Raw genomic sequence first — 25,603 nt, 5'->3', positions numbered from 1 at the left:
CCTGTTTCTTTTGGCAACATTTTTAGACTGATTTTAAAATAATTTTCCCTTTTTTGGACTGTGTAAAAATAAGGTAATCATTTCCACCATCTTTCAATCCGTATTTCTTCTTAATTTCTTCAGGTTTTAACGGGTAATTTTTTGAAATAATATTGTATTGCTCCTTCTTTTTAATCTTTTTAGAATCAACAACTTCCATTTCAAAAGTTCTTCCTGGAAAATCGATTATTCTTTCTATGGAAGTATAAAGATGAGAGTTAGGATGTAATTTTTTAACCCCAACCTTTTCAGAAATCAAATTGAAAATCCCCGCCTTTAGAATAGAATTATTAGGAATATAAATGAATTTTTCAGGTTCAGAATATTCCGATTGAGCATTTTCTTCTTCCCCAAATATGAAACTAAAGGTAGATTCACCGCTTTCAAGGTTCACACAGTTGCCAATAATCTCTTTTTTATTTTCTGCAGATAGGAAAGCTACAATCTCTTTTACATCATTCTTAAGAGCTATGATATCAATTCTGAAAATAGAAGGTACAACTGAAATAAGATATTTCAGATCTATCAATGGCGAAAGTTTAATAATCACCTGATCTGATATTGATAATAATTTTTCCTGGATTTCAAGAATATTTGGGGAAAGATCTTCCAAAAGAAAGACTTTATTTTTATTCTGGTCTCTTCTTGCTGGATCCAGATAAATAGTATTAAAATTCTCCTTATTTTTATTCAAAAAAGCCTCCAGTTTTTGGTTAATAAATCTGGCTTTTCTTCCTAGAGTATTCCAATTGTGCTCAACGATCTCTAAAAGCGCTGTATTTTGCTCTATTAAGGTAATATCTTCAAAGTTTTGGGATAGATAATAGGCATCAATTCCAAATCCGCTGGTCAAGTCTACAAACTTCTTCCCTTTTAAAATCTCAGATTTATAGAGAGCCGTCTTTTCGGATGAGGATTGCTCCATATTGAGTTGTGGTGGGAAAATAATTCCATCTTTCAGTAGAAAAGGAAACTTTTTCTCTGCGACTTGCTTTCCTTTGATCTGTTGCACGATTTCCTGTATAGAAACCTCCGGGAATGGGGATTTTTTCAACAGTAAGGAATGCAGATCTGTTTTTAGATTTGCATTGATATAGCTCTGAACTTCTTTATTTAATAATTTATTCTCCACAAATTCTACGAATCTTTACATTCTTTTGGTTAAAATGCTTCGACTCCGCTCAGCATGACAGCGCTAATACTTAATGTATAATTTCTAATCTGGGAAATAAATACAGCATGTTTTAACAGTGTTATACTAAGCGGAGCCGAAAGATCTCCACAGAACTATCTTTTATAAAAAATATAGTCTGTTAATATAGGTTCTATACCGTTTTGTTTAAGTAAGGAATTAATCTGTCCTCTGTGATAAGTCGAATGATTAATGGCATGAAAAAGCATTTCAAAAATACTGTTTTCAAATTTTGTTCCTCTTGAATTCTGATATTCTATTCTTTTCTCAAGATCAGAATCTTTAACGATCTCAATACTTTTTACAAAATTCTGATGATTAATTTCATTCAAAGATTCAAAAGAATTGACTTGCCAAACCTCAAATGTAGGTTCTCCCAGTATCCTGGCACTCCAGATTTGTTGTGCATTAAGAGTGTGATTAATCAAACTAATTGTTTTATCATCTACAAGTTTTCTGTTTTCAGAAATAACTTTAATCATTTCAACATTGAAATGATAGGTGTATTCGAATAAGTCTATTAGTTTGTCTTTCATTACTCAAACATTTCTGCCCAACGAACAGCTTTTATTTCTTTTTCGTTATATAAGTCATTGATTGACTTTTTAACATCTAATTTTGGATATAAATTAACTCCAATCAGCTTTATTTTTCCTTCTTCAATCCATTGTTGCTCTTCAATAGCATGATCATAGATCTTTTTTTGAACAACACCTTGCTTTAAAAGCTCAAGATAACCACCAGTTCTTCCATTTCAATAAATAAAGTCCAAGATTTGTCTGCAATCTGTTGGGTGATATCTTCAACATAGTAGCTTCCATTAGCAGCATCTTCAAACACATTGATGATGCTTTCGTAGGCTAGTACAATCTGTTGTTTAAAAGAAATTTCTTCAGCGTTATCTGTACTTCTGCTTACAAGGTAATTGTTGGTAAAAACAGCATCTGCTCCACCAATCATAGCAGAAGCTAACTCTAATGTAGAACGAATCAGGTTATTTTCATTGTCAGAAACAGCTTTATTTCTAAGGGAAGTCTCAGCGAAAATGTAAGGAATTTCATCCAATCCATATTCCTTGGAAAGTTGGTTAAAAACCAATTTAAAGGCTCTCAATTTTGCCATTTCAAAGAAATAATTACCTCCTACAGCAATCTTGAAGATCAATTTATTGAAAATTTCAGCGCCGTATACTTCTACCAGTTCTTTTGTTTTTGCCAAAGCAATTCCTAGCTGCTGATAGATGGCCGCTCCTGCATTCTGATGCAATGAAATATCAACACAAATACTTCTTTTAAATCCTTTTGCTAACAATTCTTTAGCTAGTTGATCATCAATGGTTGCGTCTTTTTCATTAAACACATCAATCAAAGAAAAATATTGATCTTCTTCTTGTGGGCTAATATGCCCTGCAAGCTCTTTATTATTAACAAAAAGAGTCTTCTCAGTCAGATATTCTACATTCTGATCTAATAAAAATGCAAATACTTCTTCTTCCAGACTTTCATGATATCGGGCTACCAAGTGGGTGCTTTCTTCAACTCTTGGTAGGTTTACCAAAGGCTTTTTAACATCCGTATAGAAAGGTCTTACCTCTATTCCCTCCAGGTTTTCCTTTCCCAGAATAGGATAAATATCTTCTGTTTTAAGCTGTTTTTTTACTAAATTTTCCCAGTTTGGAAGGGTAGCTGTATCTGACATTAGTTTTGTTTAAATTGTGAATGGCCAAAGGGAAATTGATAGATATTCCTGTATTGACATATTCTATTATTATTTCTTAGCGACTTTTGTACTGTCGACCACCAGAATGAAGATTTCTTCATTAGGCTTCTTCATAAAATAATTTTCTCTTGCGTACTTTTCCTTTTCTGACTTGTTGTTCATCAATTTTTTATAGAAGGCATCATTCTTTTCGTATTCTTTTTTGTAATACTCCAATTGATCTTCATATTTATGAATCTCACCATTCAGTTCGTTAATTACAAGAAATGAGGTTTTATCGAAGAAAACCATCCATACCAAAAACAGACAGATCGTAATGGTATACTTATTCAACACATATCTTTGGATAAGTTTGAATGTTTCAGATTTCGGCTGAATGTTTTTGATAAGGTTATTTTCTTCCATTTTTTTAATGTTTTTTCAACGAGTTCTTAATAACAGTAGTTAAAAAATCAATCGCTACGGAATTCTGTTTCATATTGGGGATGATAAGATCGGCATCATTTTTTGATGGCTCGATGAATTCCTGATGCATTGGTTTTAAAGTAGTCTGATAACGATGTAATACTTCACTCAGATCTCTTCCTCTTTCCTGAGTATCTCTCCTGATCCTCCTGATCAGCCTTTCATCAGAATCTGCATGAACGAAAACCTTCAGGTCAAATTCTTTCAGTAATTCTTTATTGGTAAGAACCAAAATTCCTTCTACTACCAATACATTCTTAGGTTCTACAGTTACGTGATCTCCTGTTCTGGAATGTGTCACAAAGCTATAAATCGGCTGTTCTATTGGCTCGTTATTTTTTAAAGCTTTTACGTGTTTTATCAATAGTTCAAAATCTATTGACTTCGGATGGTCATAATTTAAAGCCTCTCTTTCAGTCAATGTAAGACCTTGGTTGTCGTGATAATAATTATCCTGAGAAAGGATATTCATTCCTTCGATATCAAGCTGTTGAAGTATCTTATCAACAACTGTAGTTTGCCAGATCCTGTTCCACCGGCAATTCCTATTACAAGCATTGTTTTTTGTTTCTTTATAGTTGGTACAAATATACTATTTTAGATAAAATGTGGCAATGCAAGAATATTGAGAAATTAAAAGATTAAAGCATTTAAAGATTAAAAAATTTCCCGGAATACGATCATTCTTTGTGATGTATTGTTGTTACTCGATTTTCATCCTTGAATTCAATAAAAAAACCGACAATTAAATTGTCGGTTTTTATTTTATACGATTTCACTTGTTAATTCGCGTGAAAGTAATTTTTCGTGCATAGGCTTCAAAATATCCAATGAGCCTGTTTTTACAGTGCATTTGCCCTTATAGTGGACAAGAATTGTACATTGTTCTGCTTGCTCTAATGTATGCTTACATACTTCAATCAAGCTGTCGATAACATAATCGAAAGTATGAACATCATCATTATGCAACACTAGTTTGTAGACTTCATCTGTATCATCCAATACCAGAACTTCTTCTTCATATTGACGTTTCGGATCTTCGTAGTCTTTTATCGTATTATAAAAATTCATTCTTAGCTATTTTAAACTTCACCAATTTTTTCTGCTAAACTATCAATAGCATTGGGTTCCTGGTATATCAATTCAACCAGCTCTACACTCTTATTGTTCATTTTCAGAATCTTGAAATAATAGTCATCCAGATAAAATTCCTGGTTTTCCTCAGGAATTTCTTCCAGTTCATAAAGAATAAACCCTGCCAGCGAGTTGTATTCACTTTCTTCTGAAAGAGGGAGCTTCTTAGGTAAAAATTCATTGATCTCTTCCAAAGGCTGAGTAGCTTGTACCCAATAGGTATTATCCGCTATTTTGTCAACAATCTTTTCTTCGTCATCTTCTTCATCCTGAATTTCTCCCACAAGCTCTTCAAGAATATCTTCCAGGGTAATAATCCCTTCAGTTCCACCAAATTCGTCAATAACAACAGCAATATGCTGTTTTTTCAATTGGAAAGTTTTCAATAAGTCTGAAACCTTCTTACTTCCTACTACGAAAAAGGCATCACGCATTAAATCTTTAAGATCCTCATGATCCAGATCTCCTTTTCTTTTAACAAATTCTCTTATAATTTCCTTGGTGTAGAAAATTCCGATTACATTGTCTATAGAATCAATATATACAGGGATACGGGAATATCCACTATCCATAATCTTATTGATGATATCGTTCACATCTTCTTCAAAATCGATGGAAGTAATATTCTGTCTTGGAACCATGATTTGTTTCGCAGAGTGATCTGTAAAATCAAAGGCATTTTTAATGATCTCATAGTTCTCCTCTTCAATTTCACCACTGTCTGCACTTTGCTTTACCAAAAGCTGTAGTTCTTCTGTGGAGTGGATTTCCTGCTCCGAAGCCGGGTGAATTTTGATCAGTCTTAAGAAACCGTTTGACATAAGGTTCATTAGCCAGATAAACGGTTTAAAAATAGTATAAAAAACTCTCAATGGCACTGCTGTTGCCATAGTGGTTGCTTCAGATTTCCTGATGGCTATCGATTTAGGAATAAGTTCACCAAATACAATATGCATAACGGTAATCAAAACAAAACTGGTAGCTACCGAAATGGTAGTAATTGTTGTCTGAGTCAAATTAACGTTCAAAGACGTAAAAATATTTTCAAAAATATGATGCAGTGCGCTTTCTCCTACCCATCCAAGGGCAAGCGATGCCAATGTAATACCTAATTGTGTAGCGGAAAGATATTCATCAAGATGCTTGATGATATGTTCTGCCTGCTTAGCCATAGAATCCCCTTCTGCGGCTTTTATTTGGATTTGTGAGTAACGAACTTTAACAATTGAAAATTCTGCGGCTACGAAGAAGCCATTTAGTAAAACAAGAAATAAGGCCAGCAAAAGCCTGACTATGTCCGAGTCCATTTAGAAGTTGTATAAATTTTATTAGGTACAAAGATATGCAAAATAAAAATAACCTGAATCCGGGATAGATTATTTCAATAAAGGAATTTTAAGAAAAAAAATCACGTCTTAAAATATGGCTATTTTCTGTTTTTAAAAAAAAATGGAAGTTCAGGTCGTTTCTATCGTAAAAAGAATGTTTTTGGATGCTAAAAAGCGTTTTCTACTTTTTAAAAACAAAAAAAGCACCGATAAGATCGATGCTTTTGATGGTATGTTAAAATAATTCTTTATGAATTTTTTAAAGCTTCTGCTCCAGAAACAATTTCCAAGATTTCGTTGGTAATTGCAGCCTGTCTTGCTTTGTTGTAGAAAATCTTAAGATCATTTCTCAAAGCTTCTGCGTTATCTGTAGCTTTATGCATTGCAGTCATTCTCGCTCCATGCTCAGATGCTACTGAATCTAAAAATTGATTTGAAAAACCTGAGTTTTTGATAGATTTTTGGAATCAAGTTATCCAGGATTTCAGCTCTGTTAGGTTCAAAAAAATATAATCTGTCTCAACCTGTGGCTCTGTAGTTTCAGGCATTGAGATTGGAAGAAGCTGTTCTGTAGTTACTTCCTGAGTAGCAGCATTAACGAATTTGTTATAAAATAACATAAACTTCGTCAAATTTACCTTCTTTGAAGCTAGTCATCACCCCTTCTGTAATGTGAGCAACTGCATCAAAGTTCAAGTTATCATACACAGAACTTCCATTAGCATATACTGAACGATTTCTTCTTACAGCATCATGTACTTTTTTACCTACAGGAAGAACTTCAATCTCGTACTGAGAATTGTTCTGAAACTGAAGGTTAAGCTCTTTTACGATTGAAGAGTTAAAAGCTCCCGCAAGACCTCTGTTTGAAGTAACAGCGATGAAAAGTATTCTTTTAACCTCTCTTTTCTGAGCATATACAGAAATCTGATCAGGATCAGAGCTAGAATTTACATTCTGGATAAGCTCCTGTAATTTTTCAGAATAAGGTCTTAACATTACGATTGCGTCTTGTGCTTTTTTAAGTTTCGCAGCGGAAACCATCTTCATAGCACGTGTAATCTGCATCGTAGATGAAATTGACGTAATTCTGCCTCGTATTTCTTTTAAGTTTGCCATTAATTTGGGTTCAAAGTTTAAGGTCTAAAGTTTAAGGCTTAAAATGCTATATTTTAAACCTTAAACATTGAATTTTTTTAGTTGTATTTAGAAGCTAAATCATTAGCTGCCTGCTTAAGAACGCTTGTAATATCGTTATCAATTTTCCCAGACTTAATTGCAGCCATAGTATCAGGATGCTTAGATCTTAGGAACTCGATATATTCGTGTTGGAATTCTTTAATCTTGTTCAATGGAACGTTTCTCATTAAGTTTTCTGTTCCAGCATATACGATTGCTACCTGACTGTCTACAGGAAGTGGAGCATTTACCGGCTGCTTAAGGATCTCTACGTTTCTTTCTCCTTTAGAGATTACTGCTAAAGTAGAAGCATCAAGGTCAGAACCAAACTTAGCAAACGCTTCTAGTTCTTTATATTGAGCCTGGTCTAATTTTAGCGTACCAGAAACTTTTTTCATTGATTTGATCTGAGCGTTACCTCCTACTCTCGATACAGAAATACCTACGTTGATCGCCGGACGAACCCCTGAGTTGAATAGATCAGACTCCAAGAAGATCTGTCCGTCAGTAATAGAGATTACGTTAGTTGGGATATACGCAGAAACGTCACCTGCCTGAGTTTCAATGATTGGAAGAGCAGTTAATGAACCACCCCCTTTCACGATTGGTCTAAGAGACTCTGGTAAGTCATTCATTTGCTTAGCAATGTTATCATCAGCGATTACTTTTGCAGCTCTTTCCAATAGTCTTGAGTGAAGATAGAAAACGTCTCCAGGGTAAGCTTCACGGCCCGGTGGTCTTCTTAATAGTAGAGAAAGCTCACGGTAAGCAACAGCTTGTTTAGATAAATCATCATAAACGATCAATGCTGGTCTACCAGTGTCTCTGAAGAACTCACCGATAGAAGCTCCTGCCATTGCAGAATATACCTGCATTGGAACTGGATCTGATGCGTTAGCTGCAACGATTACAGTATAAGCTAAAGCTCCTTTATCAGAAAGAGTTTTAACGATTTGTGCTACAGTAGAAGCTTTCTGACCGATTGCAACATATATACAATATACAGGCTTACCTGCATCAAAGAATTCTTTTTGGTTGATGATCGTATCAATCGCAACAGTAGTTTACCTGTTTGTCTGTCACCAATGATAAGCTCTCTTTGTCCTCTTCCTACTGGAATCATCGCATCAATTGCAACAATACCTGACTGTAAAGGCTCAGTTACCGGCTGTCTGAAGATAACTCCAGGAGCCTTTCTTTCTAATGGCATTTCGTATAAATCTCCTGTAATAGGACCTTTACCATCGATAGGGTTACCAAGAGTATCTACTACTCTTCCTAACATTCCTTCTCCTACTTTGATAGAAGAGATTCTGTTTGTTCTTCTTACTGTATCCCCTTCTTTTACTAATTTACTTTCTCCAAGTAGAGCAACACCTACGTTGTCTTCTTCAAGGTTAAGTACAATACCTTCTACATCACTAGAAAATTTCACCAACTCTCCGTATTGTACGTTTTCTAACCCGTATACACGAGCAATACCATCACCGATGGTTAAAACTGTACCTACTTCCTCAACGTTTGATTGAGTATCGAAGTTGGCCAATTGCTGTTTTAAGATCGCAGATACTTCTGCCGGATTTATTTCTGCCATTGTATGGTTGTTTTTCTTAATTTAATTGGAAATCTTTTTTAACTTGGTTCAATTTGGTCTTTACAGACGCGTCTACCTGCTGGTCTCCCACTCTTAGGATATATCCACCTAAAATATCCTGGTTGATGTTTACTTTCAAATCGAAGTTTGAATTGGCATTCACCAAGTTGGTAGATCTTAGGATCTGATCAATATTCTCTTTAGAAAGCTGAGTTGCTGTTGTAAGCGTTACTCTCTGCACTCCGTTGATATCTTCAACTTTGTTGATGAATTCCTGAGCGATATTTTTCAATTGGTTCTCACGTCCGTGTTTAATAACCAATCTGATCAAATTCTGGGAAGATGCTGATAAACCTTTGAAAATTTCGTTTGCTACCTCTATTTTCTTTTTTGCATCAATGTAAGGGGTAAGGAAGAATTTGTTTAAATCTTTAGATTCAATCATAATCTTCACTACATCTTTCATTTCAGAAAACACGGCAGCTGTCTGACCTGATTCATTTGTGAAATCAAGTAAACCCTGTGCGTATCTTTTCGCTACTTTAGATGTAAGCATTCTTAGTTAAGGTTAGATTTGTTGATATAATTTTGAACTAATTCGTTTTGAGCTTCTGTATTATCTAACTTTTGTTTTAAGATAGACTCTGCAATGTTTACAGATAAAGCACCGATCTGAGTTTTGATGTCTGCCATTGCAGCATTTTTCTCAGCGTTGATTGTTTGCTTAGCAGCTTCGATAAGTTTATCTCCTTCAGCTTTAGCAACATCTTTAGCTTCACCTACGATTCTGTCTTTAATTTCTCTAGCTTCTTTAAGGATAGCGTCTCTTTCAATTTTAGCTTCACGAATGATTCTTTCGTTGTCAGCTTTAAGATCTTCCATCTCTTTTTTAGCCAATTTAGCTTGGTTTAATGCATCAATGATAGAAGTTTCTCTTTCATTAACAGCATTTACAATTGGTTTCCAAGCGAATTTAGCTAGAAGAAATAATAGGATAACAAAAGTAAGCGTCATCCAAAACAAAAGTCCAATTCCAGGTTCAATAATTCCCATATCTGTAAATTCTTTTTTTAAATGTTATTTTATGGATCGTTTTTTAAAAATTCTTAGCAGCAGCCAACCGCTTTACTGCTAAGAATGTTTTTTGAGGATAGATTACTTGATGAAAGCACCAAAGATGATCGCGATAAGACCAGCACCTTCAATAAGACCAGCAGCAATAAGCATTGCTCCTTGAATCTTACCAGCTTGTTCTGGTTGTCTAGCGATAGCGTCCATTGCGTGACCACCGATTTTACCGATACCTAGACCTACACCTAGTACTGCTAAACCGATACCTACGTAAATTAATCCTGCTCCTGTTGATAAATCCATAATAAATAAATTATATTAGTTAAAAAATTATTTTTAAATTCTTTCTTTTAATTAGTGAGCGTGCTCTTCGTGACCGTGCTCATGTTCGTGTTCTGCCACTGCGATTCCGATAAATAGTGCGGATAGTACAGTGAAGATATATGCTTGCAATGCTGCTACCAGTAATTCCAATACTGAAACGAATAATGCTAATGGTACAGATGCAAATCCTAATAATGGAGTTTTGAAAATGAAGATCAATGAAACGATCGCCAAGATCATAATGTGTCCCGCTGTAACGTTAGCGAAAAGTCGCATCATTAAAGCGAAAGGCTTTGTAAAGATTCCGATAATCTCGATTGGAACCATAATTGGGTACAATAAGATTGGAACCGGTGGCATAAAGATGTGTTCCAGTAATCTTTATTCGCACTGAATAATGTAATTAATAATGTAATGATCGCTAATACTGCTGTGATCGCAATGTTACCAGTAAGGTTAGCACCGAATGGGAAGAAAGGAATCAATCCAAACAAGTTATTAATCCAGATAAAGAAAAATGCAGTTAATAAATAAGGCATATATCTTTTATATTTAACAGACCCGATGTTTGGAATAGCCACTTCGTCTCTGATAAACACAATCACTGGCTCCATTAATTTCCCAATACCTTTTGGAAGTTGTGATTTCTTATAGTTTCTTGCCATTCCTATGAACACTACTGCCATAAAAATTACTGACAAGAACATTGAAGCCGCATTTTTTGTTACTGAAAGATCAAAAAACACTTCGTTTGATTTTTGTTTCCCACTGATGATTGAAAATAATGTAGCTTTTTCAACTCCTTTAGTAGAAACTACTTGTCCGTGCTCTAAAGTATACCCATCATGTTCGTGTCCGTGAGCAATACTACTAGAAAGAAAGTATGCCATCCTTCATTATCTTTAATGATAACAGGCAAAGGGATAGAAACGTGATGTTCTTCACCACTGTCATCTTTTGTAGTCCATAAATGCCATTCATTAGAATCACCAATGTGTTCCATGATCATTGTGGTCGCATTGAAGCCGTCTTTCGCTTCTTTGTTCTCTACTTTTTCCGCTGATACTTCTCCTTCTGATTCGTGTTGAGCAGCAGCTAAACTGCTTATAAACACAAATAAAAATGCGAAAAATAATGAAGAAATTTTTCTGTTCATATCTCTTTTTTAATCGTGTGCAAATATATCGATTTTATTAAACTTTACCAATACTAAAAATTGATTTTTATCATCAAAATAATTAAGACTTATTAATGAGTTTTATTATGGGTAAATAAATAAGGAATGATGCGATAAGAAAACAGATCACTATAAAGAGAAATTAGCTTTCGTCTTCTCTATAATTATTAAAGAAGTAATAAGCCAGAGCAGATCCTTAGAGAGATTAATGACCAGGAATTTCATTCCCGCATCCTGTTTACCGTACAAATACTTTTTAAATATTATATATACTATTATATTAAGCAGTACTATTAATAATACAATAATAAAACTATCAAGAAAATTCATGCTGCAAAAATAGGATTAAAATTTTTGAAACAAAATAATTCTGAATTCTTCTGTATTACAAGGCCGGAAGCTGGAAGAAGGATGATGAAAGTTACTATTGTGTTACAATAATAGATTTTATTCATTTAATAAAAAAAACTGTAATTTTTGGACAGCTATACAAACCATCACATTTCATTTGATCAACCGAACATCCTTCTGGTATCCTTTTTCTTCCGTCTTCTCAAATCTATCAAAAAAGATGATAGTTTGTTTTATTGCTAATAAAACCTCCCTTCTTCCCGCCTCCAGCTTCCAGCTATTATAAAATACTTTAGATACACTCTCTAAAATAATCCTTAAAACAAACACATTTCATTTGATCGGCTAATAAAACCTCCCTTCTTCCCGCCTCCAGCTTCCAACTATTATAAAATACTTTAGACACACTCTCTAAAATAATCCTTAAAACAAACACGTTTCATTTTATCGGCTAATAAAACCTCCCTTCTTCCCGCTCCCAGCTTCCAACTTTAATCAAATCCTTATAATATTAAGTCTATCATACTCAGGTTTCTTAAAAATTCCTTATTTTTGCAAACCTATAATTTACAATAAATATGTTTAATAGTTTACAGGATAAATTAGACAAGGCATTACATAATATTTCCGGACGTGGAAAAATTACCGAAATCAATGTGGCGGAAACCGTAAAGGAAATCCGTAGAGCATTGGTGGATGCCGACGTTAACTATAAAGTTGCAAAGGATCTTACCAAGAGAGTTCAGGATAAAGCATTAGGCGAAAACGTTCTTACTTCCCTTACTCCGGGACAGTTGATGACAAAAATCGTTCACGATGAGTTGGTGGATCTAATGGGAGGTTCTCAGGAAGGAATTAATCTTGCCGGAAAACCATCTGTTATTCTTATCGCAGGTCTTCAAGGTTCAGGTAAGACGACTTTCTCAGGAAAGCTTGCTAATTATTTACAGACAAAAAGAAATAAAAAGCCTTTATTGGTAGCATGTGACGTTTACCGTCCTGCTGCAATTGATCAGCTGAAAGTATTAGGAGGACAAATTAATGTACCTGTATATACTGAAGAAGGCGCCACAAACCCTTCTACGATTGCTGAAAATGCCATTAATTTTGCAAAGGCCAACAACCACGATGTCGTTATTGTGGATACTGCAGGTCGTTTGGCTATTGATGAGCAGATGATGAACGAGATTAAATCTGTACATTATTTTATCAAACCACAGGAAACCCTTTTCGTAGTGGATTCCATGACTGGTCAGGATGCTGTGAATACCGCTAAGGCGTTCAACGATGCCTTAAACTTTGACGGAGTTGTCTTAACCAAATTAGATGGTGATACAAGAGGGGGAGCTGCATTGACAATCCGTTCTGTAGTTGAAAAACCGATCAAATTCATCTCTACAGGTGAAAAAATGGAAGCCCTTGATCTTTTCTACCCAGAAAGGATGGCAGACAGAATCTTAGGAATGGGAGACGTTGTTTCCTTAGTAGAAAGAGCTCAGGAGCAATTTGACGAAGAAGAAGCTAAGAAACTTCACAAGAAAATTGCTAAAAACGAGTTTGGTTTTGACGATTTCTTAAAGCAGATCAACCAGATCAAGAAGATGGGTAATATGAAAGACCTTATGGGAATGATTCCTGGGGTTGGAAAAGCCATCAAAGATGTAGAGATCAGTGATGACGCATTTAAGCACATTGAAGCCATCATCTATTCTATGACTCCGGACGAAAGAAGAACACCTTCTATTATCAATACTCAGAGAAAGAATAGAATTGCAAAAGGAGCAGGAAGAAAGATTGAAGATGTAAATCAGCTTATGAAACAATTCGATCAGATGGGTAAAATGATGAAGATGATGCAAGGTCCTCAAGGAAAGCAAATGATGCAGATGATGAGCAAAATGCCGAATATGCCTGGAATGGGTGGAATGTTCGGAAAATAATTTTAAATCGAAATTTAAACATAAAAAAACTCTCAGGATTCCTGAGAGTTTTTATTTTATGTAAAGTTTTCTTATTTAAATTTATATCCGACACCAATCTGTAAAAAGTTCATTTTCACATTCTCATTGTCAACTTTAGTCTTCACCATATTGGTTAAACCAAAACTATAACGCGCCTCCACGAATAAACCTTTGTACACGTTGTAATCCGCCCCTAAAAACAATCCAAAATCGGTTTGCTTCATAAGACTAGAAAATTCTTTTGCTACGATATTTTCACCCTCTTTGATAGCATTTGGATCTGCTGTAGTACCAGCAGGCAAGCCTGACACTGTCATTTTAACACTTGTATTAGTTCTTATGGCCATATAAGGACCTGCATAAACACCTAATTCAGGAGTTACATAATATTTTGCAGAAACAGGAATTACAATTTTGTTAATACTAATATTTTCAGTTACTTTTGTCCCGTATGGTAAAGATACTTCTGCCGTACCTCCTAAATTTGCATATTCTACTTCTCCCTGAATTGCAAATTTATTGTTGAATTTGTGTTCCACCAAAGCCCCTACATAGAACCCTGATTTTGATTTCATACTTGCTCCTACTCCATTAAACTGAACATCATTCTCATTTAAGTTCAATGTTGATAATGCGTACCCTGCTTTTACACCAAATGTAGTTTGTGCATTTAGCCCTGCAAATAATGCAATTGCAGATGCTAATAAAATTCTTTTCATGTTATTAATTTTAAAAATATTTGTTTTAATAGTAAAAAAAAGCCCCAAGACAGGCTTAGGGCTTTATTGCTATATGCTTTGTTTATTATTTTGCAAATACATACTTAACTCCGAAAGTTACAGCTTTTAGGTTTAACCCAAAGTCATAGTTGTTAACTCTCTTAGCTCCGTCAACATTTTCTTTTGAAGTGTTGTATCCGAATTCACCGATAGTAGCTTCAATAGTCCAGTTTTTGTTTAAGAAATAATCTAAACCTGGCTTAACGTTAACACCGATTGAAGTGTAGTTATTTTTAGTAGAAGCAGAAGTAACAGTTGTGTTTCCACCGTTTGTAGTTGTAGTAGTACCTTCTACTTTATTTTGACCAAATTCCATTGGAACTTCTAATTGACCGAAGATGTATAATTTTTCTCCAATAGTCCAATACTTTCTTACGAAAGGAGCTACAACGAATGCTGGCTTAGATTTTTCAAGCTCAGTTACAGCACCAGTTAAACTTGTCGTTGTATTAGTATCTTTACCGTTTTTATAACCTAAACCTAAACCTACTGCTAAGTTAGTGTTTACGAAATAACCTACAGTTGGAAGAATTTTAATGCTTTCTACTTTACTGTTATCGTTGTTGTCTTCTGTTTGAGAATAACTAACTTGTCCTGATAAATATGTAGTTCCTTTAGCAATCTGAGCATTTGATAAACCAAAAAGTGCAACAGCACCCGCTAATAATACTTTTTTCATTTTAAAAATTTTTAATACTTTCTGAGGGCAAAGTTACAGTCGTCCCCACTAATATTAAAATTTGTTAATGTGATTAATATCATTGTTAAAATTTAAGTATTTGTAAAAATAAATCATATCAAAGAGAGTCTTTTGATTTTTTCACAATTTTATGAATAAAAAAACTACAATTTATCAACCAGAGAGCAATATGTTTAATTTTCGAAGTTTAAAAAATTAATCAAAATCATCCTATTTGTATCCTCTACAGTAAAAATAGTCTTGTTAAAATATTAACATTTAAGCCATTAACTCATAAAATTTAAACATTTGTTTATGATTTGTATCTATTTTAACCGGCTCAAAACAAGACAATAAGAGTTTAAAAGTAAAATACTACCTTATTATAAAGGAGTATCTCAATAAAAACTCCGGCTTTCAGCCGGAGTTCCGTATGTTATTTCAACATCATTTATTTAATAAAGAAGTTGAATCCTAAGTTCACCGCTCCTGCAGTCCAGCTGTATGTCCCCCAGCCTACTTTTTGACTGTTGCTTACAGACTGATATCCTATATACAATTCTCCTTTAGACATCTGATATCCAAATTTAGGTTGTGCGTAGAAACCTCCATCAACTCCACTTTTAGTGGAAATTCCGTATCCTAAGTCTAATCCTACAAAGATAGGTGCCCCTTTAAATTTATATTTACCTGCAACAGCTACAGGAATAAATCCGAAATCATCAAAGTGATCTTTTCCAAAGAAGTGAGAATATCCGGTTGCTACCCCAAGATCAAGACCTTTAGCGATATTCCACATATAAGCTCCGTCTACCCCTAATGTAAATGAAGATACATTGCTCGCATCAGATACAGGAACACCAATATGCCCTCCTAATTTCAAACCTTCCTGAGCCTGAGCTGCTCCTCCTAAAAGTGCAAAAGCACCTACTAATAATAGCTTTTTCATTTTTTTAAGTCTAAATTTTACGCCCCAAAAATACTAATTATTTTCATTACAGGGATATATTTGCATTAATACCATTCTTCAAAACAAAAAAACAGGACAAATTTGTCCTGTTTATATCGTGATTTTAGCTATTAAATCTTTCCGATTAGTTTCCTCCGAATTTGAAACCTACACCTACTTGAACAAAACTGTTCTTTAGTGTTCCGTTTTCACCATCTTCCTTTTTCATCAAGTTAGAAACACCTAAGTTATATCTTGCATCAAAGAATAATCCATTTTCAAGAGTGTATTCTGCACCTACAAATGGAGCTAAATTCAATTTATTCATATGATCTTTAGCATCCACAGTGTCACTTGTTGAATCAGTAGCTGTTTGACCACCTCCTGTTGCAGTTAAATTAGCTGTTGTTTTAATTTTTGCAGAAGTAACAATTCCTACGTTAAGTCCTAAAGCGAATGCTAGATTTTCCGTAGCATAATATTTAGCACTCACAGGAACCTGTACTGTACCTATTTTCCAGTCTGATTTTTGAGTACCTGTAACAGAAACTCCCATTAGATCATAGTTAATAGTTTCTTCTTGTTTACCTCCTAATTGAGAATACAATACTTCACCTTGTACTGCAAACTTATCGTTGAATTTATATTCAACCATAGCACCAGCATAGAAAGTAGATTTTGCATCAAAATTGTAAGTGTGCCCTTCACCACTTGCTTTAAGCATTGATAAAGAATAACCTGCTTTAGGTCCAAATTTAAATTCCTGCGCATTTGCAGTAACTCCCAATACAGCAACGGCTGCAATAAGTAAAAGTTTTTTCATTGTTTATTAGTTATACATTTAAGGATTGCAAAACTAATTCTTTTTTTTAAATTAACAAATTTTAAGACAAAATTCGAAAGTTAATAAAAGGTTAACAGCTTAATTACTATTCAGGATTAGTCATTTCTCAATCTTTTCTCTTCATCATTATAAGCAAGAATAATCTTCCTTACTACTGGGTGCCTTACCACATCTTCCTCTGTAAGATACACGAAACCTATCTCCTTCACTCCACTCAAAATCCTCATGGCTTCTTTCAATCCCGATTGCTGGTTTTTTGGAAGGTCAATCTGGCTTGGATCTCCGGTAATGATAAATTTAGCATTCATCCCCATCCTTGTCAGGAACATTTTCATCTGAGCATGAGTCGTATTCTGTGCTTCATCAAGAATTACAAAAGCATCGTCTAGCGTACGCCCTCTCATAAAGGCTAAAGGAGCCACCTCAATAACCTTCTTTTCTATAAAGCCTTCCAGCTTTTCATGAGGAATCATATCACGAAGGGCATCATATAGAGGCTGCAAATAAGGATCTAGCTTTTCTTTAAGGTCTCCTGGCAAGAATCCCAGACTCTCTCCTGCTTCTACAGCGGGTCTTGTCAGAACAATTCTTTTCACTTCCTTATCTTTCAAAGCTCTTGCTGCCAACGCTACACTGGTATACGTTTTTCCGGTTCCGGCAGGGCCAATAGCAAACACCATATCCTTTTTCTCAGTTTCTTTTACAAGTTTTTTAAGATTGGTTGTTTTAGCTTTAATGACTTTCCCATTTACCCCTTTTACAATAATATCCTGGTCAAAAATCAGATGCTTTTCATTCTCATCTTTAATATTCAGAATATTTTCAACGTCTTTTAGACCTATTGAATTATTTTTTGAGATAAATTTTACAATGTCATCCAGCTTTTGCTTTAGTATGTCTAATGCTTCCTGGTTACCCATGGCAAAGATATAATGATCTCTTCCTGTAATTTTAATGGTTGGGAAGCTTGATTTTAGTAAGTTGAAATATTGGTTATTAACTCCATAGAAGATTTTCGCGTCGATTTCTTCCAGATCATAGGTCAATTCAAACATGCAGTATTTTTATTTTTAGATTTTAAAATTAAGCTTTTTTTCAAATTTATATCAAATTCTTTTCAACAATCTTTCGGGCTTTCCTTTTATTTTAAATAACTTTGCATGACTACACTATTCTAAAATTGCTCATGTCAATTATTACCCTTACTTCGGATTTCGGAAATTTAGATTACAGAGTTGCTGCTGTGAAAGGCAAAATTCTGTCTCTAAACCCTGAGGTTAATATTATTGATATAACCCACGACATCCAGGCATTCAATCTTATACAAACATCATATATTGTAAGAAACGCTTATAAATACTTTCCTAAAGGCAGTATCCATATCATTTCTGTAGATAGTTTTTACAATAAATCAAGAAAAAATATTCTTTATAAAGCTGATGGATCTTACTTTCTGGCCGCCGATAATGGCCTTTTAAGTCTGATTTTTTTTGACATCAAGCCTGAAGCGATCTATGAGATCACGCTGAATAATCGTTTTGACGATATTATCAACTTTACTTCTACGGACATTTTCGTTCCGGCAGCTGTACATCTTGCTAACGGTGGTCTTCCTGAGGTAATTGGAAGGAAAATAGATTCTGTTAAGCAATTGATGTTCCCCAGAGCGGTTTATAATGAGTCTGAAGGAATGATCATTGGTGAAGTCACCTATATTGATAATTTCGGAAATATAATTTCAAATATCAACAAAGATTTCTTTGAAAATATCAGCAAAGGATACAATGGTTTTACCATAAAATTCAGGAACCTGAGTCTTTCGAGGATCTTTTCTGGGCATACAGAATTGGTTTCAGACTGGGAAAGGGAAACGGAATTTCATGGGCAATCTGCTGCAATTTTCAATGACAGTCAGTTATTGGAGCTTACTATCTATAAAGGAAGTAAGAAAAACGGAGCTAAAAGCCTGTTTGGATTGAATGTAGGTGAAAATATCTATATTGAATTCATGTAAAATTATATATTTCATAAAAAAACCGATTTTTTTTATATATTTGTCAAAATCTAAAAATCAAAAATGGCAGAATACAAATTATTGCTTCCTTCCATGGGAGAAGGTGTTATGGAAGCGACAATTATCACTTGGTTATTCAATGAAGGTGATAACGTAAAAGAGGATGACTCTGTAGTAGAAATTGCAACAGATAAAGTAGATTCAGACGTTCCGACACCAGTTTCGGGGAAAATCGTAAAAATTTTAAAGCAAAAAGATGAAGTTGCAAAAGTAGGTGAGGCCATTGCTATTTTAGAAATTGAAGGAGAAGGTTCTGCTTCTGAGGAAGTAACCACTGAAACACCGGCAGCTACTCCGGACACTGAAACGTTAAACACAATTGAACAGCCTTTACAAACTACTGCTGTATCAAATGTAGAATTCTCTGGAGATCTTTATTTATCTCCACTTGTAAAATCAATTGCACAACAGGAAAATATTTCTGAAACTGAACTAAAATCTATCAAAGGAAGCGGTTTAGAAGGAAGAATTACCAAAGAAGATATCTTAGCTTACGTTGCTAACAGAGGAAACCAACCTGCTCAACAGGCTGCTCCGGTTCAGCCAACAGTTTCTGCACCAGCTCCAGTTTCTACACCGGCTGCAACAATTACTGCTGCTGCGGGAGATGAGATCATTCCAATGGACAGAATGAGAAAGATCATTGCTGAAAACATGGTGAAAGCTAAACAAATTGCTCCACACGTGACGTCTTTCATTGAAACAGATGTTACCAACGTTGTAAAATGGAGAGCTAAAAATAAAGCGGCCTTCGAAAAACGTGAAGGAGAAAAGCTTACTTTCATGCCTATCTTCGTGAAAGCTATTGTTAAAGCAATCCAGGATTTCCCAATGATTAATGTTTCTATTAGTGGTGAAAACATCATTAAGAAGAAAAACATCAACATTGGTATGGCTACTGCTCTACCAGACGGAAACCTTATTGTTCCTGTCATCAAGAATGCTGATCAGTTATCTCTTTCAGGTCTTGCTAAAGCAATCAATGATTTAGCATACAGAGCAAGAAACAAGAAATTAAGACCAGAAGATACTCAAGGAGCCACTTATACCATTTCTAACGTTGGAAGCTTTGGAAACCTTATGGGAACACCAATTATTCCTCAGCCTCAGGTTGCAATCCTTGCTATCGGAGCTATCGTTAAGAAACCTGCAGTTCTTGAAACGGCAGATGGTGACGTAATCGCCATCAGAAACTTAATGTTCATGTCTCACTCTTATGACCACAGAGTAGTAGATGGCTCTCTAGGAGGAATGATGCTTAAACACGTTCACGATTACCTTGAAAACTGGGATCTAAACACGGAAATATAAATAATCAGCAAGGCATAATTTACTTGCAGCTGATCATATAATAAATAAAACCTCTGATTTTTATCGGAGGTTTTTTTGTGCTTAATCTGAAGTATCTTTGAATGACGGAGTAATATAACCAGCGTTTCAATTTTCTATTATAAAACATAACCAGATACTTATGAAACAATTCATTCTGACCACAGTAACTTTAGCCACTTCCGTAATGGCCTATTCTCAACAAAAAGATCAATCTGCAGCCATTGATCAGTATGTGAAAGAAGTGATTAAAACCAATCAGATTCCCGGTTTGGCTCTAGGAATAATAAAAGATGACCGGATTATTTTTCAAAAGTATTACGGTACAGAAACGCTGGAAAGTGATAAAAAGGTAGATTCAAATTCAATGTTCAGGATTTACTCCACATCAAAATTGATGACAAATGTTGGTATTTTTCAACTGATTGAAAAAGGACAATTATCTTTAGAAGATCCTATCTCCAAATATATTAAGAATGTACCTGAACAATGGCAAGATATTAAAGTAAAAAACCTGATTACACACTCCTCGGGACTTCCTAACCTTATTGCTTTTAACGATATTTTGGCGGATGACTCTAATACAAAAGTCATAGAACGGCTGGCTAAGGAAAAGATGGATTTTAAAACAGGAAATGAATTCAGATATAATCAGACGAATTATTTCCTTCTCACGATGATTATTGAAAAAATTACGGGACAATCTTTTGAAGATTTCATCCTGAACAATCAGTTTTCCGATGCTAAAAATCAAGTTATTTTCTCTTCAAACGCTCTCGAAAAGATTCCTAACCGTGTGGTAAAATACAATTACAATCCAGAAAAAAAGCAATATGAAAAATCTACGGATGTTAGCGGAACAAGAGCCCATTCCGCCAATGGCATTGCCATAACACTTCCTGCATTTTTAAAATGGAGTACTCACCTTAGCAAAAATGATTTTTTAAATCCAAAGACAAAAGAAATGATGTGGCAACCTTTTGATTTTGGTAACAAAAAGGATGTTTTTGCTTATGGTTGGGACATTAGTAAAGTGAATAATATAGTTTCTTACAATTTTTCTGGTGGAAATGTGAGCGCTTATAAAATATATCCACACCATAATATGGCTATCATTATGATGTCTAATGGATATAATATATTCCCTGTCCAGTACCGGATGATTAATCATATTGCATCTATGATTGATAAAAATTTGACAGACGACTATTCATTAGCAGAAGAAACCATTATCTCGGAATTTTCAAAAAAGAACAATCCTGATACGGAAAGAATCTATTATTCTCTTAAAGCAAAAAATTCAAAATGGAATTTTGAAAACACGTTGAATGACATAGGCTATACCCTATTGAGAAATTCAAGAATGGATGAAGCTATTAAAGTTTTTGTTTTAAATGTTAAGGAAAATCCACAATCGGCTAATGCTTTTGATAGTTTAGGTGAAGGGTATTTCTATGCAAAAAATTATGTTTTAGCTTTAGAAAATTATAAAAAATCATTAAACTTAAATCCGGAAAATACCAATGCCCTAAAAATGATTCACACCATAGAAGATCTGATGAAAAAGAAATAATTGGAACATTTTGTAAATGTTCTTCATAATGATTGTTTTTGGATATCTATATTTTATTTCCGGGCTACTCTATTTCAAAATATAAACCTTTTAATAAAATATCGTTTTTGCCCGTCTTTATTCATGTTTTAACAAATCGTTTACCGCCATTTAAAAAAAATTAGTCTAGTTTTGCATTCAAATTAAAACAAGACACTAAAAAAGTGCTCTGAGAAGAAATTAAAAATAAACTATAACATGAAAAAAATGATGTTATCTGCTGCAATCGCAGTAGCAGGTATAATGTTCGGACAACAAATTACATTACAGCATTCCTTTTCTACCGGAGAAAAAGCATTTGCCTTTGCAAAAGGGAATGATATGTTTTATATTACCCGGGAAACCGGAAACAGTCTGAAAATCTATAATTCAAATTTTGTATTGATTAAGACTGCAACCTTTTCACTACCCACCGGATACACATTAGACATTTGGTATGATTCAGAGCAATATCCCTATGCTATATCTAAGCACATTTTCAATACTGATGACAATCTGGAATTTTTAATCGCAGCAAAAGCATCTTCTGCAACATCCCCAGCCGGAGTTCACACAAAATTACTTCTGGTTAACGAAAACGGAGTTGTCTTAAAAGATTTCACTCCAAATACAAGCGTTTCATTTTCTGGAACTTACAATGTATTCCATGATGCAGTTTCTAATACCAATAAAATTATCATTGAAAACTGGGACAATAACAATGATCAGGTGTATGATGTATTTGGTTTACCAACCTCTGTATTAGCAGCTAAAGAAATCCAGAATACAACTAAACTGGCAGCCTTCCCCATTCCTACAAGTAAAACCCTTACCATTTCAAACCCGGGAAACGGAAGCAATAAAGTAGAAGTTTATGATATGACCGGAAAGATTGTTTTAAATAAACTTTTCGGATCCAGTGAAAATACATTTTCTATAGACGTTGAAAACCTGACAAAAGGAACTTACTTTTACAAGATCGGAGATGTAAGTGCTAAGTTTATTAAAAATTAAATATATTAAAATCTCACTCTTTATGGGTGAGATTTTTTCTTTGTATGGCATATCATATACTCCATCATCATTGCACTTTAATAATTCCATTATTCATCAAATAATTTTACCTTTATAGAAACTATTACAAATGGAACTTGATTTCAGAAAACTATATGTTACCAAATTATTTGATTTTTCAAAGGAAGATGAAGAATTAATACTTACTATCCATCATCGTTTATCTGAAATTTATGATGTTTCAGTGGTGGATATTGAAAATTCGCCATACAGCCGATTCAAATCTCAAGACATCAATCCCTTGCAGGAACCTAAACTCTGTTATCACCTTACTCACAAAAGTAAAACAAGTACTTCTTATCTTTTCATCGTCAATTTGATTGGAACCAATGCCAAAGGAACCCGTACCTCTGATAAATACGATACTTTAGAAGTTTGGGGATTAAAAGAAATGAATGAAGATTTTGGCTTCATTTCTATCAATAAGAAAAACCTGGCAGACAGAATCGCTGGAATATTTAACCATTCTCGTATAAATTTCAAAGAAAATAAAGATTTTAAAGACTTTTATGTTTTAGGGAGTGATCCTAGCAAAACGCTAAAATTCTTAAGTCCAGAAAGAAAAGAAGCTATACAATCTATTGCTGGCGAAGATTTCAAAATAGAGATTAAAAACAATATTATTGGTTTAAGAATACTAAAAGCATTGAGTATTGATTATGCTTTAATGGTTCCCAAATTTTTAGAAGAGATATAAATTTCAGTTTTTTTGACGTAATTTCATCCCTCAAAACCAACAAATGCTGAAAATCCTTATCCTTATTCAAAAGTCCCTGAAAAATTCCTTTGATAATATCCGGAATGAACAGCTGAAATACAATCTTCTTCAGGCTATTCCTTTTTGGATCGGATCTGTTATTACCGGTTTTTTTGCAGTATTGTATGCTCAGCTCTTTGCCTGGGGGGAAAATCTCATGAATTTTATCTTCAACTGGCATGCATGGATGATTTCATTATTGCTCCCATAGGATTTGTGCTTTCGTGGTGGCTGGTCAAGGAATTTGCACCCAATGCCAAAGGAAGCGGTATCCCACAAGTGATGGCAGCGGTAGAACTTGCCAATCCGAAAGAACATACAAAGATCAGAAATCTTTTAAGTTTAAAAATTATCATCTTTAAAATTGTTTCTTCTGTGATTTTGGTAATCGGTGGTGGTGCTGTGGGTCGTGAAGGGCCTACGATCCAGATTGCGGGGTCTGTTTTCAGGAAAGTTAATGAATACCTACCGGATTGGTGGCCTAAGATCTCCAAGAAGAACATGATCATGACAGGTGCAGCAGCCGGACTGGCAGCCGCTTTCAATACTCCTCTTGGCGGAATTGTGTTTGCCGTAGAAGAATTATCAAAAACCCATATTAATTACTTTAAAACCGCTTTATTTACGGCTGTTATTATTGCAGGTTTAACTGCCCAGACTTTAGCCGGATCTTATCTATACCTTGGATATCCCAAAACGAATGATGTTTCCTTAATGGTGATGTTTCCAATCATCCTTGTGGCTGCCACTGCTGGAATTATGGCCAGTCAACTTTCGGTGATTATGCTTAAGATCAATGGATGGAAAAAGAAAACACTGAAAACAGATAAAGCAAATGTTGTATTTCTTATTGTATGTGCTTTAATCATCGCGTCTATTGCCTACTTTATCAATCGTGAAATTTTAGGTTCGGGGAAGGAAATTATGGAACGGGTTCTTTTTACCAAAGACAAGCATGAGGATTGGTACGTTCCTGTTTTAAGAATGCTTGGCCCTGCTTTGTCCTTCACTTCTGGTGGCGCCGGAGGTATTTTCGCCCCTGCCCTGTCTGCTGGTGCCAGTATAGGATCTGTTATTTCAGGGCTAATTCATTTAACACCTAATGAAACGAACGTAGTAGTTCTTGGTGGAATGGTAGCTTTTCTCACGGGAATTACCCGGGCTCCGTTTACATCAGCTATCATTGTTCTGGAAATGACAGACAGACACTCGCTGATTTTTCACCTTATGCTCGCTGGAATGGTTTCTTCTATTGCGTCCATCTTAGTAAGCAGACATTCTTTGTACGATGTATTGAAGATCAATTTCTTAACGGAAATAAGAAAAGAATAAACATATAATAAAAAAGACCTGAATATTACAGGTCTTTTTTTAGCATTATATTTAAATCTTTCAGTGCCTCCAAAACATTAGCGGCAACTTCATAGTCAGTCAATTTAATAACCAATTTACTGAGCTCTCTTTTAGATTTTGTAACTTTATAAGTAACAATATTTAAATAAGCAATGTTATCTTTTCTTTTTGAAATATCATGAAAAGCCACTACTTTGCTTATATCCCAAAAATCACCTTCGTGAACAATTCTTCCTTTTGCGTTTAATGAATTGATTTTAATATTTTCACCCTCAAATTCAGCATGCAATGACAGATCATTTCTATCGCGATCAATTCCATATTCATTGATCCTGGATAAAATGAAATTTTTAGCTTCGTCAGCTGTTTTATATTTCCCTAAAATATCAGTTTTACCGTTGCTATAGTTAATTTGATATATTTCAAATTTATTCAGAGAATGAATAGGCCCATCAAGATAATCCAATTCTTTGTAAGTAATATTGGATGCATTAACTTCAACAATTTTAGCATCAAAAGACTTTCCGTTTTTCTTTAAGATTTTATCCTGGGAATAGCATAAGACCCCCATTAATAATAAGGGAAGTGTAAATATTTTAGTTTTCATGAAATAATAATTCTGTCTTATACAAAGCTACAA

The 25,603-nt window shown here is 34.5% G+C and carries 21 protein-coding genes and 6 pseudogenes; 8 read left to right on the top strand and 19 right to left on the bottom strand.

Features of this window, described 5'->3' with window-relative positions:
* Nucleotides 1-22: 22 nt before the first annotated feature.
* From QWZ06_RS11975 to QWZ06_RS11945, 7 genes and pseudogenes are all read right to left on the bottom strand, one after another.
* Complete coding sequence (locus tag QWZ06_RS11975; protein WP_290298304.1) at nt 23-1,171, bottom strand: class I SAM-dependent methyltransferase; 1,149 nt, start codon at nt 1,169-1,171, stop codon at nt 23-25.
* 155 nt (nt 1,172-1,326) lie between these two features.
* The gene (locus tag QWZ06_RS11970) at nt 1,327-1,767 is read right to left on the bottom strand and encodes a DinB family protein (protein WP_290298302.1); all 441 of its coding nucleotides are present in this window, start codon (nt 1,765-1,767) and stop codon (nt 1,327-1,329) included.
* A pseudogene (locus tag QWZ06_RS11965) lies at nt 1,767-2,929 on the bottom strand (methylmalonyl-CoA mutase family protein). Before QWZ06_RS11965 ends, QWZ06_RS11970 begins: the two are co-directional and overlap by 1 nt.
* Before the next feature lie 69 nt (nt 2,930-2,998).
* A complete protein-coding gene (locus QWZ06_RS11960; RefSeq protein ID WP_290298300.1) occupies nt 2,999-3,355 on the bottom strand; it encodes an FtsB family cell division protein in 357 nt (118 codons plus the stop codon).
* Between the two features lie 4 nt (nt 3,356-3,359).
* Nucleotides 3,360-3,973: pseudogene (gene udk / locus QWZ06_RS11955) on the bottom strand (uridine kinase).
* Between the two features lie 207 nt (nt 3,974-4,180).
* The gene (locus QWZ06_RS11950) at nt 4,181-4,486 is read right to left on the bottom strand and encodes an ATP-dependent Clp protease adaptor ClpS (protein ID WP_290298299.1); all 306 of its coding nucleotides are present in this window, start codon (nt 4,484-4,486) and stop codon (nt 4,181-4,183) included.
* An 11-nt stretch (nt 4,487-4,497) separates the two neighbouring features.
* Nucleotides 4,498-5,856 carry a hemolysin family protein gene (locus QWZ06_RS11945; protein ID WP_290298297.1) on the bottom strand — a complete coding sequence of 453 codons (1,359 nt, stop codon included), beginning with the start codon at nt 5,854-5,856 and terminating at the stop codon, nt 4,498-4,500.
* A 142-nt stretch (nt 5,857-5,998) separates the two neighbouring features.
* On the opposite strand from QWZ06_RS11945, the gene QWZ06_RS11940 reads away from it, so the two are divergent.
* The gene (locus QWZ06_RS11940; RefSeq protein WP_290298296.1) at nt 5,999-6,121 is read left to right on the top strand and encodes a hypothetical protein; all 123 of its coding nucleotides are present in this window, start codon (nt 5,999-6,001) and stop codon (nt 6,119-6,121) included.
* Nucleotides 6,122-6,125: 4 nt separating this feature from the next.
* On the opposite strand, the pseudogene atpG reads toward QWZ06_RS11940, so the two are convergent.
* The 6 genes and pseudogenes from atpG to atpB all read right to left on the bottom strand — a co-directional run bounded on the left by atpG (nt 6,126) and on the right by atpB (nt 11,201).
* Nucleotides 6,126-6,996 (bottom strand): annotated as a pseudogene (atpG, locus tag QWZ06_RS11935) (ATP synthase F1 subunit gamma).
* Nucleotides 6,997-7,073: 77 nt separating this feature from the next.
* A pseudogene (gene atpA, locus QWZ06_RS11930) lies at nt 7,074-8,650 on the bottom strand (F0F1 ATP synthase subunit alpha).
* 16 nt (nt 8,651-8,666) lie between these two features.
* On the bottom strand, nt 8,667-9,206 hold the full coding sequence (gene atpH / locus QWZ06_RS11925) for an ATP synthase F1 subunit delta (protein ID WP_065394237.1): 540 nt from the start codon (nt 9,204-9,206) through the stop codon (nt 8,667-8,669).
* 2 nt (nt 9,207-9,208) lie between these two features.
* Complete coding sequence (locus QWZ06_RS11920; RefSeq protein WP_115973782.1) at nt 9,209-9,703, bottom strand: F0F1 ATP synthase subunit B; 495 nt, start codon at nt 9,701-9,703, stop codon at nt 9,209-9,211.
* 102 nt (nt 9,704-9,805) lie between these two features.
* Nucleotides 9,806-10,024 (bottom strand): ATP synthase F0 subunit C, encoded by a 219-nt coding sequence (locus QWZ06_RS11915; protein ID WP_007844726.1) that lies wholly within the window; start codon nt 10,022-10,024, stop codon nt 9,806-9,808.
* A 51-nt stretch (nt 10,025-10,075) separates the two neighbouring features.
* Nucleotides 10,076-11,201, bottom strand: a pseudogene (gene atpB / locus QWZ06_RS11910) (F0F1 ATP synthase subunit A).
* Between the two features lie 950 nt (nt 11,202-12,151).
* Here atpB and ffh point away from each other — a divergent pair.
* On the top strand, nt 12,152-13,513 hold the full coding sequence (gene ffh, locus QWZ06_RS11905; protein WP_290298288.1) for a signal recognition particle protein: 1,362 nt from the start codon (nt 12,152-12,154) through the stop codon (nt 13,511-13,513).
* A gap of 71 nt (nt 13,514-13,584) precedes the next feature.
* On the opposite strand, the gene QWZ06_RS11900 is transcribed toward ffh, so the two are convergent.
* From QWZ06_RS11900 to QWZ06_RS11880, 5 genes are all read right to left on the bottom strand, one after another.
* Nucleotides 13,585-14,253, bottom strand: a complete 669-nt coding sequence (locus QWZ06_RS11900) for a porin family protein (protein WP_290298286.1) — start codon at nt 14,251-14,253, stop codon at nt 13,585-13,587.
* Between the two features lie 85 nt (nt 14,254-14,338).
* Nucleotides 14,339-14,992, bottom strand: coding sequence for an outer membrane beta-barrel protein (locus tag QWZ06_RS11895; RefSeq protein ID WP_290298285.1), 654 nt, complete (start codon nt 14,990-14,992; stop codon nt 14,339-14,341).
* Nucleotides 14,993-15,443: 451 nt separating this feature from the next.
* On the bottom strand, nt 15,444-15,941 hold the full coding sequence (locus QWZ06_RS11890; RefSeq protein ID WP_290298283.1) for a hypothetical protein: 498 nt from the start codon (nt 15,939-15,941) through the stop codon (nt 15,444-15,446).
* A 145-nt stretch (nt 15,942-16,086) separates the two neighbouring features.
* Entirely contained in the window at nt 16,087-16,764 is a 678-nt protein-coding gene (locus QWZ06_RS11885; protein WP_290298282.1) for a porin family protein, read from the bottom strand.
* Nucleotides 16,765-16,880: 116 nt separating this feature from the next.
* Nucleotides 16,881-17,840 (bottom strand): PhoH family protein, encoded by a 960-nt coding sequence (locus QWZ06_RS11880; RefSeq protein WP_290298281.1) that lies wholly within the window; start codon nt 17,838-17,840, stop codon nt 16,881-16,883.
* A gap of 131 nt (nt 17,841-17,971) precedes the next feature.
* Here QWZ06_RS11880 and QWZ06_RS11875 point away from each other — a divergent pair, with 131 nt between their 5' ends.
* From QWZ06_RS11875 to QWZ06_RS11850, 6 genes and pseudogenes are all read left to right on the top strand, one after another.
* Nucleotides 17,972-18,799, top strand: a complete 828-nt coding sequence (locus QWZ06_RS11875; protein WP_290298279.1) for an SAM hydrolase/SAM-dependent halogenase family protein — start codon at nt 17,972-17,974, stop codon at nt 18,797-18,799.
* A 63-nt stretch (nt 18,800-18,862) separates the two neighbouring features.
* On the top strand, nt 18,863-20,170 hold the full coding sequence (locus QWZ06_RS11870; RefSeq protein ID WP_290298277.1) for a dihydrolipoamide acetyltransferase family protein: 1,308 nt from the start codon (nt 18,863-18,865) through the stop codon (nt 20,168-20,170).
* Between the two features lie 160 nt (nt 20,171-20,330).
* On the top strand, nt 20,331-21,761 hold the full coding sequence (locus tag QWZ06_RS11865; protein ID WP_290298276.1) for a serine hydrolase domain-containing protein: 1,431 nt from the start codon (nt 20,331-20,333) through the stop codon (nt 21,759-21,761).
* 237 nt (nt 21,762-21,998) lie between these two features.
* Nucleotides 21,999-22,793 (top strand): T9SS type A sorting domain-containing protein, encoded by a 795-nt coding sequence (locus tag QWZ06_RS11860; protein WP_290298275.1) that lies wholly within the window; start codon nt 21,999-22,001, stop codon nt 22,791-22,793.
* Nucleotides 22,794-22,923: 130 nt separating this feature from the next.
* Nucleotides 22,924-23,550 carry a hypothetical protein gene (locus QWZ06_RS11855; RefSeq protein WP_290298273.1) on the top strand — a complete coding sequence of 209 codons (627 nt, stop codon included), beginning with the start codon at nt 22,924-22,926 and terminating at the stop codon, nt 23,548-23,550.
* A gap of 43 nt (nt 23,551-23,593) precedes the next feature.
* A pseudogene (locus tag QWZ06_RS11850) lies at nt 23,594-24,942 on the top strand (chloride channel protein).
* Nucleotides 24,943-24,967: 25 nt separating this feature from the next.
* On the opposite strand, the gene QWZ06_RS11845 reads toward QWZ06_RS11850, so the two are convergent.
* Nucleotides 24,968-25,570, bottom strand: coding sequence for a hypothetical protein (locus QWZ06_RS11845; RefSeq protein WP_290298272.1), 603 nt, complete (start codon nt 25,568-25,570; stop codon nt 24,968-24,970).
* Between the last annotated feature and the right edge of the window lie 33 nt (nt 25,571-25,603).

It is taken from the genome of Chryseobacterium tructae (genome assembly GCF_030409875.1).
Lineage (GTDB): Bacteria > Bacteroidota > Bacteroidia > Flavobacteriales > Weeksellaceae > Chryseobacterium > Chryseobacterium tructae.
The sequence above is the reverse complement of the archived record's forward strand: the minus strand, read 5'-3'. Positions and strand labels throughout refer to the sequence as shown.

Coding starts and splice junctions, on each gene's coding strand:
- QWZ06_RS11900 (WP_290298286.1), bottom strand. CDS start 14,253: ATGAAAAGAATTTTATTAGCATCTGCAATTGCATTATTTGCAGGGCTA.
- QWZ06_RS11940 (WP_290298296.1), top strand. CDS start 5,999: ATGGAAGTTCAGGTCGTTTCTATCGTAAAAAGAATGTTTTTGGATGCT.
- QWZ06_RS11970 (WP_290298302.1), bottom strand. CDS start 1,767: ATGAAAGACAAACTAATAGACTTATTCGAATACACCTATCATTTCAAT.
- QWZ06_RS11895 (WP_290298285.1), bottom strand. CDS start 14,992: ATGAAAAAAGTATTATTAGCGGGTGCTGTTGCACTTTTTGGTTTATCA.
- QWZ06_RS11860 (WP_290298275.1), top strand. CDS start 21,999: ATGAAAAAAATGATGTTATCTGCTGCAATCGCAGTAGCAGGTATAATG.
- QWZ06_RS11960 (WP_290298300.1), bottom strand. CDS start 3,355: ATGGAAGAAAATAACCTTATCAAAAACATTCAGCCGAAATCTGAAACA.
- QWZ06_RS11845 (WP_290298272.1), bottom strand. CDS start 25,570: ATGAAAACTAAAATATTTACACTTCCCTTATTATTAATGGGGGTCTTA.
- QWZ06_RS11920 (WP_115973782.1), bottom strand. CDS start 9,703: ATGGGAATTATTGAACCTGGAATTGGACTTTTGTTTTGGATGACGCTT.
- atpH (WP_065394237.1), bottom strand. CDS start 9,206: ATGCTTACATCTAAAGTAGCGAAAAGATACGCACAGGGTTTACTTGAT.
- QWZ06_RS11880 (WP_290298281.1), bottom strand. CDS start 17,840: ATGTTTGAATTGACCTATGATCTGGAAGAAATCGACGCGAAAATCTTC.
- ffh (WP_290298288.1), top strand. CDS start 12,152: ATGTTTAATAGTTTACAGGATAAATTAGACAAGGCATTACATAATATT.
- QWZ06_RS11870 (WP_290298277.1), top strand. CDS start 18,863: ATGGCAGAATACAAATTATTGCTTCCTTCCATGGGAGAAGGTGTTATG.
- QWZ06_RS11915 (WP_007844726.1), bottom strand. CDS start 10,024: ATGGATTTATCAACAGGAGCAGGATTAATTTACGTAGGTATCGGTTTA.
- QWZ06_RS11865 (WP_290298276.1), top strand. CDS start 20,331: ATGAAACAATTCATTCTGACCACAGTAACTTTAGCCACTTCCGTAATG.
- QWZ06_RS11885 (WP_290298282.1), bottom strand. CDS start 16,764: ATGAAAAAACTTTTACTTATTGCAGCCGTTGCTGTATTGGGAGTTACT.
- QWZ06_RS11945 (WP_290298297.1), bottom strand. CDS start 5,856: ATGGACTCGGACATAGTCAGGCTTTTGCTGGCCTTATTTCTTGTTTTA.
- QWZ06_RS11855 (WP_290298273.1), top strand. CDS start 22,924: ATGGAACTTGATTTCAGAAAACTATATGTTACCAAATTATTTGATTTT.
- QWZ06_RS11875 (WP_290298279.1), top strand. CDS start 17,972: ATGTCAATTATTACCCTTACTTCGGATTTCGGAAATTTAGATTACAGA.
- QWZ06_RS11950 (WP_290298299.1), bottom strand. CDS start 4,486: ATGAATTTTTATAATACGATAAAAGACTACGAAGATCCGAAACGTCAA.
- QWZ06_RS11890 (WP_290298283.1), bottom strand. CDS start 15,941: ATGAAAAAGCTATTATTAGTAGGTGCTTTTGCACTTTTAGGAGGAGCA.